This window comes from Noviherbaspirillum humi, from assembly GCF_900188095.1.
GTDB lineage: Bacteria > Pseudomonadota > Gammaproteobacteria > Burkholderiales > Burkholderiaceae_D > Noviherbaspirillum > Noviherbaspirillum humi.
Genome location: NZ_FZOT01000037.1, coordinates 1 through 6,868 on the forward strand (window position 1 = coordinate 1; position 6,868 = coordinate 6,868).

Annotated in this window: 2 protein-coding genes; both read right to left on the reverse strand. The window is 60.6% G+C overall.

Annotated features, from left to right (window positions below):
* Nucleotides 1-378: 378 nt before the first annotated feature.
* The gene (locus CHB88_RS24955) at nucleotides 379-786 is read right to left on the reverse strand and encodes a hypothetical protein (RefSeq protein ID WP_143131466.1); all 408 of its coding nucleotides are present in this window, start codon (nucleotides 784-786) and stop codon (nucleotides 379-381) included.
* Between the two features lie 3 nt (nucleotides 787-789).
* A complete protein-coding gene (locus tag CHB88_RS23905; protein WP_217900227.1) occupies nucleotides 790-6,834 on the reverse strand; it encodes a hemagglutinin repeat-containing protein in 6,045 nt (2,014 codons plus the stop codon).
* Between the last annotated feature and the right edge of the window lie 34 nt (nucleotides 6,835-6,868).

Genomic DNA, 6,868 nt, shown 5'->3' on the forward strand with positions numbered 1-6,868 from the left:
TTGCGCTTGGCCGTCCAGCGCTTGAATTCATCGTCCATCTTTACGCTCATGTCATCTTCCTTTCAAGATTATGACCTGAGCAGGTTTTCAGTGGGTCGTTACATTTGACGAGCGAATTGCTCCGGTAATGCTTGAGACCGAATTCTTTTCAAAAAATCTAGGGTCCACTTCAAACAATTTTATTTCTACTCCAAGTGAACCCTTTTCTATCTTGGATTGCAGGCATGGTATTGCTTGCCCTTCTTGTCCAAAATTGATCCGGATAATCTGACTTTTATCTGGAACTAGCGATACTTCGCCGGCATTGTTGATTACTATGCGTTGATTCGGTATTCCCTTCACCCGATAAGCTGTAAGTGTTCTGTTTTCCCCAACAAACTATCTTGGTAATATTTGCAATATCGATTCTACTTCTTGGCCTCTCTCAGGATGCCTATCGCAATACGCTTGTATAGCAGAACTGACAAATTTTTCGAACGTAGTTTTATCGCAAAAAAATTCTGAATAGGCCAAGGCATAGCTGTCTGGATCGACAAAGGCACGAAAACGTGCAAATTGCGGCCAATTTTCGTAGCCCTTAGTCTCTCCTTCATTACGCCGTTCAATAATCCAATTTGGCTCACCTGCTACACCACCAAGATCGGTGTCATTTGGAAGAATTTCTTTCAAATCGGCAAACCGGCGATCCATAAGGACAGCATTAAGACAGAATTTCATTGCTGCATCTTTGTCCGTTCGCGGATCAAATCCCTTAAATGCTTCATTAAAGTAATCTGTATTCATCATGATTTATTTAATGGGGTGAACATTGCCAACAAACGGCATTCCCGTTTTTGGATCAATGTTTATGTATGTACGGAAGTTAATTCCATCTTGGTTTACGTCAAAAATCCTTTGCGTGGAATTCTGCAGATAATTTTCAAAGCCAACTTTTCCTGCTTTCTGTGATAAATCCAGTATTATTTTATCGCTATATAAGGCTGGGTCATACACGGTTTTTGAGCCAATCACTGGTTTGCCATTTACAGGGTTGGTGTAGTTGTAGCTCAGCTCCAAAATTCCAGGGGTTGATGTCGGGTTAAGTTTATAAGTTGCACCGACACTATCAAGTGCAGCAGTCGCATTACTCAAATTGTGCGTTCCGCTTAACTGGCCTGATTTTGTAAATCCGTCCGGTCCGAACAAGTGATCCGGCAAATCCTTCCGGTAGGCCAGCCCTTCAGGATAGGTCACTGTTTTATTTGCCCCAATTGGCTGTGATGAGAAAGAAGTCTGTTGAGAACCCGTTTTCTCCGCTGAGTCCATCGCACCGCTCCGTGTGCTACTTCGGCTCGCGGTGCCCACACGTTTACTACCCAGAGCCGCAGAACCCAAGTCCGGCGCATACAAATCAGCCATGGCCAGGGTCTTGTCCATCCCCGACGGCATGGCCCGCGCCAGCACCTCGGCTCGCTGCCGCGCATACGCCATGTCGCTTTGCTGGATTGCCAGCAGCTTGTCGCCCAGCTCCGGCGCGATGGTCTGGATCGATATCGGCTCGACCGTGTTGTAACCCCCCTTGGCTTCCCGATAGGCATCCATGCAGCGGCGGAAGTCGTTGTCACAGGCTTGCTTCATCTTTTCGCTGTTCTTCAACGACAGCGCCAGTGCCTCGTCGCTGACTCGCTTTACGCATGCCGCTTCGCCCTTGCAGCCCAGCAGCTGTTTCCGGGTCTTGGATGCCTCGTTCTGCGTCAGGTAGTTGTTGTCTGTTGCCGCAATGGTTGCACTGGTGGCCGTGGCGGCCGCTGCCGGACTCGCGGTTGCTGCAACCCCGGTCACAATGGTGACAATCAGATTGCGCTTGCTCTCCCGCTCGGCATTGGTTTCGTTGTCCTTTTCCTTGAACAGGTTCGTCAGCAAGCTGGAGCTGGCCGCGCCCATGGCGCCGGCACCGCAGCTCTGGTTGCCGGCCGCCGCTCCGGCGCAGGCCACGATCGCATGCATGGCGGCATGCTCGGGGCTGCCTTCCTTCAGCTTGTTGTCTTGCACCAGCTGGCCGATATAGCCCGCCCCCTGCTGCTGCAGGTAGTTCACCACCGCCCCATTGACCGTCTCGCCGCTGGCGCCGGTGACGTTGCCGCTGGCAGCAGCCGTGATCGCCGTGGCCCATTGCCGGCTCTTGCAGCCCGGGCCCCAGTCGGCTTCGATCTGGTTGGCTTGTGCTATGAGTTGGGTGCGCTGCTCATCGCTCAGCTTCGGGTCCTTGGCGGCCTCTCTGAGGGCATCGGCTTCGCTAGCCTTGTTAGCGACAAAGGTGCCAACCTGCCGCCCGAACTCGCCCGTCACCGTGAAGGCGGCGTCGATTTCCTGCTTGTTGAAGTCATTGGCCAGCTTGCCGCTGGTGTCCTTACCGGTGAGAACATCGCGGTTCAGCATGGCAACCGTCGTCGCCGCATCCTGACCGGTCTGGCGCTTTTGGGCTTCTTCGTCGGTGATGACGATGGTCGCGCCGCTGATGCCGCTTCGGGTGACGCTTCTGTTATCGCCACTGGCGTCCATGGCGATCGGTGCATTGGCGCCGCTGCGTCCGCCATTCAGTTTGCCGGCATCGATCAGGTCGACACCGCCCGGCCCCTTGCCCTGGCCGTTCTCGCTTGGCTGGCCGCTGCCGCCAGCTACCGAGATGCCGCTCGACAGGCTGATGCTGTTGCCGCTGTAGTTGGCGTGGTTCTCCACGTCGCTGGGAGTCAGCGTGGCGGTTTTCAGTGTGTTCTGCTTGTTGTCGATGGCCGCTTGCGTGCTGCTGATGACGCCGCCCCGCAGATCGGTGTTGCCTTTGACGTTGAGCTGGAAGCCGCCGTCGCCGGCCCGCATGGCAGTCTGCTCGCCGACGCTGGCGTAGTCGTTCTTGATGTTGCTCTGGCTGACGCTGACGCTGCCCGAGACGCCGAAGCCGGCGGTGACGCTGCCGCCCAGGGTCTGGCTCTTGCTGTCGAACCGGGCCGTGTCCTGCCGGCTTTCCACCACGAGGTCGCCGCCGATGTCGCCCACGATCTGCCGCCCGGAGACGACCGCGCCCTTGAGGTGGGTGTCGCCGCCGCTGTCGATGCGCAGCTGGTTGCCGGCGGCTACATGGGCGTTGACCTGGGTGGTGCCTTCGCCGTCTTCGTGGGCGCGGCCCAGGCTGGCGTTGGCGGTGACGCCGACGGCCATGCCCTTGCTGCCGACGGTGGCCGCCACGCCGACGCCCACGCTGCTGCTCTTGCTGCTGCTGTGCTGGCTCTGCGTATCCTGGGCGCTGGCGAGCTCGATGCGGTTGTCGGCCTTGAGGTGGATGTTGTTGCCGGCACGAACGTCGCTGCCTGCGGCCAGAATATTGCTGTCTCGGCCGGCGCCGGTGGCGCGCAGGGTGAGGTCGCGCCCGGCGGTGAGGGTGGTGCCAGTGTTGGACTGGTTGGCGGTGGTGCGGGCGGATTCGCTTTCACTGTGGCCCAGCGTGAGGGCGACACCGATGCTGGGGCCGCCTTGGGCGATGTCCTTGGCGGCATTGGCGCCGGTTAGGCCCGCCGTGCCGGCGGCGAGCGCCTGGACCCGGACGTTGCTGGTCTTGCCGGCGGCATCAGCCACGGTGGCGGTGGATTGCACCGCGCTGACGGCGCTGCCGGTCAGCCCGAGCGTGAGCGCGTCCTGCTGCATCTTGGTGGTCGTGCGGCCCTGCTGCCTGTCCTGGCCGGGGTCGGTGATGATGCGCTGGCCGTCGAGCAGCATGTCGCCGCCGGCCACCAGGTCGGTGCCGGTGACTTGCACGGTGCGCCCGGCGCGGATGGTCAGGTCGCCGCTCTTGGAGCCGACCAGGCTGCGGGTCTGGCCGCTTTGCGTGGTGCCGTCGGTGTCGGCGGTGTTGGTGGTGGTGCGGTTGCCATAGTTGATGCCGAAGCCGCCGCCCGACAGGAAGCCGCTTTCTTCCACCTTCTCGAAACGCTTGTCGGTGCGGGTGGCGGTGGCCGCTGCCACGACGGCATCGCGCCAGGCTGAGAGCACCACGTCACCCTCGCCGGCGATGCCGCTGCCGGCCACCTTGATGTCGCGCCCGGCTTGCACCACGACGGTGTTGCCGGAGACGGCGCTGCCCTGCACCTGGTTCAGCGTGGTGCTGGTGGCCCGGGTGGTGGCGGTGGAGGAGAACAGGCCGCTGCTCTTGCTGTAACTTTCCTCAATGGCCGCCTGCCGCGTGGTGCCGGCGTTGATGGTGACGTCGTTGGCGGCAATCAGGGCGGCGCGACTCTGCTCGGCATTGATGTTGGATCCGGTGATGCTGAGGTTGCCGCTGCCGGCCTGGCCGTTGCCGGTGGCGTGCAGGGTGACGTTGTTGCCGCCCTGGATGTCGGTGCCGACCAGGGTTTCATTGTCTCGGGCGAAGCGGTTGTAGCTCTTCTCGCCGATGACCTGCATGTCGGCTGCCGTACGGTTGACGGCGGCGCCGGCGGTGATGTTCTGCGCCTGCACGGTGACGTCGTCGCCCTTGATGCGCGTGCCGGTGAAGCGGGCATCGCCCTTGGCGACCAGCACGGTGCCGCCGCCGCTCTCGAAGGCGGCGCCCTGGTGCCGGGTGCTGGCTTCGTCGATGTAGCCGCTGCGCCCCTGCACGCTGCGCCCGCTGCTGCCGTTGCTGTGCAGCCGCGATTCGGCGGCGGCGGTGTCGGCTACGATATGGCGCTCGGCGGTGGCCGCCAGGCTGCCGTCGGCCTTGACCTTGCTGCCGGTGGCCAGCAGGTCGCGCCCGGCGGCGATGCTCACGCTGCTGCCCTGCACGGTGGCGATGCGCTGCAGCGTGGTGCCGGTACCGCTGCCGTCGGTACTGGTGCCAGCCTTGGTCTGGGTTTGCAGCACAACGTCGCGGCCGGCGAACAGGTCCACCTTGCTGTTGGCGCCGGTGCCTTCGATCACGCCGGAAAGGTTTTTGAGGTCGTTGTTGGCGCGCACCAGCAGGTCCTGGCCGGCGATGCGGCCTTTGGCGTTGACCAGGTCACCCTTGGCTTGGAGGGTGACGCGGTCGCCGGCGATGGTGCCGCTGTTGGCGAGGTCGTCCGGGGTCTGGATGATTACGTCGGAGCCGGCGATCAGGGCGCCGCTGGATTGCAGGTCATCCCGGGCGGGACGGCGCAGGTAGACCCGGGGCACCAGCACTTGCCGGGTGCTGCCATCCGGCAGGGTGACGGTCTGTGCCGCCAGCAGTACCACGTCGGTGCTCAGTTGCGCCATCTGCTCAGATGTCAGCGCCACGCCGGGCGTGAGCTGGTATTGCTTGGCGTAGACCACGCCGGCATCCATCAGGGCGCGGTATTCTTCCTCGGTGCTGGCGTAGCCGGAGAGATAGCGGCGGCCGGTGAGCGCCAGTATCTGGTCGTTGACGAGCTTCTGTTCGACGAAGCCGTCGCCGTAGCGCTTGAGTTCGCGCTCAGGGTCGCGGCTCAGGGATTGCAGGTAGTAGTCGGAGGAGAGGAAGCCAGTGCGGCTGATGAAGCGCGGGTCGGTCTCGACGAGGTAGCGGGCCGCAGGAGCGGTGTTCAGCTGGAACAGGCTGTTCTGCGGGACGGACAGCACCGGGACGGTCGTGCCGGACTGGGGCGGCATATCGACCGGCGGGCGGGTGTTGCCTGCCGCCTGCATTGCAGCGGCGGCGATGGAAGCGTCGGCTGCTGCCTTGTTTGTTGCCAGATTGCGGGTGATGGTGGGATTAGCGGCGTAGTCGACGTACTCGACGGTGGGGAGGCTGAACTCCACATCAATTGGGTTTGGGCTGTACGGATACTCGTCTCCCCAGTTGCGACAGTGAGCAGAGAATCCACAATGGACAATTTCAGTGTCCTTTGCTTTGCCACTATATGCAGTATGCAGATTGCCTTGCGTAGCAATGTTGTTCGCACTAGGCAGGGCCGACAATGTCCCGCCAGCCACAACACGGCTATCCTGGTTAGTGAGTTTGCCAGTGATGGCCATATGACGACCGGAGAGCAGTTCGCCCGGTGCAGTGGCCATCACCTCGGTACGGGTAGTTGTAGAGTTGACCTTGTACCAGGTGTAATGCTCGAAGCTTTCAACAAGATTGTCGTGATTGACTTCGGCGTTGTATGCGGCGATCTTTGCGTCAAGCTCAGCAAGCCGCTCGTTGTTTGCCGCATTCCAGGCATCCATCGCACCACGCCACTGCATGCACTCCGGTGACATGACATCGATCGGCCCGTTGTCTCCGCTATACTGCGTGCATCCACCTAACGGTGACGTAGGAGGCGGCGAACCGACAGTGGCCACCTGGAATTGCGCAAACACCGGCGAATTCCATTCGTAGTTGGACGAAACAGTGCAGGTTTGCACATCATCTCCGCCACCGGTGCAGACCCCGGTAGAGAAGACTGGAGGCAGCGTACTGCGCTTGCCATATTTATCAGGGTAAACAACGCATTCGTTGTCCTTCTGGCCACCGCCGATGCCTTTGCAATGATTTTTTCCTACTGAATACTGGTTTCCTGTATTTTTGACCCTAACCTTCTCCTCATACCCAGTCCCTAACACCACCTCAGCCGTCGCCAACCCATCATTCCTGTTGTTGACTGTGTTGGCTTCAATCCGCAAGTCACGCCCCGCCTCGATGCGGCTGGAGGCATTGGTCAGCGTTTGCATCGTGCCCTGCACCTGCCCGCCGACGATGGCGCCGCCGATCGTGATGCCGCCCAGGCTGTAGATCAGTCCGCCATTCGTATTGTTGAGGGTCTGCGCGCCGATCAGCAGCTTGTCGCGGGCGGCGATGGTGCCGGTACCGCTGTTGTTGATGGTGTTGCCGCTGATTGCCAACACGTCGCCGTAGATGCGGCCGGTGTTGTTGGTG

Coding starts and splice junctions, on each gene's coding strand:
- CHB88_RS24955 (WP_143131466.1), bottom strand. CDS start 786: ATGATGAATACAGATTACTTTAATGAAGCATTTAAGGGATTTGATCCG.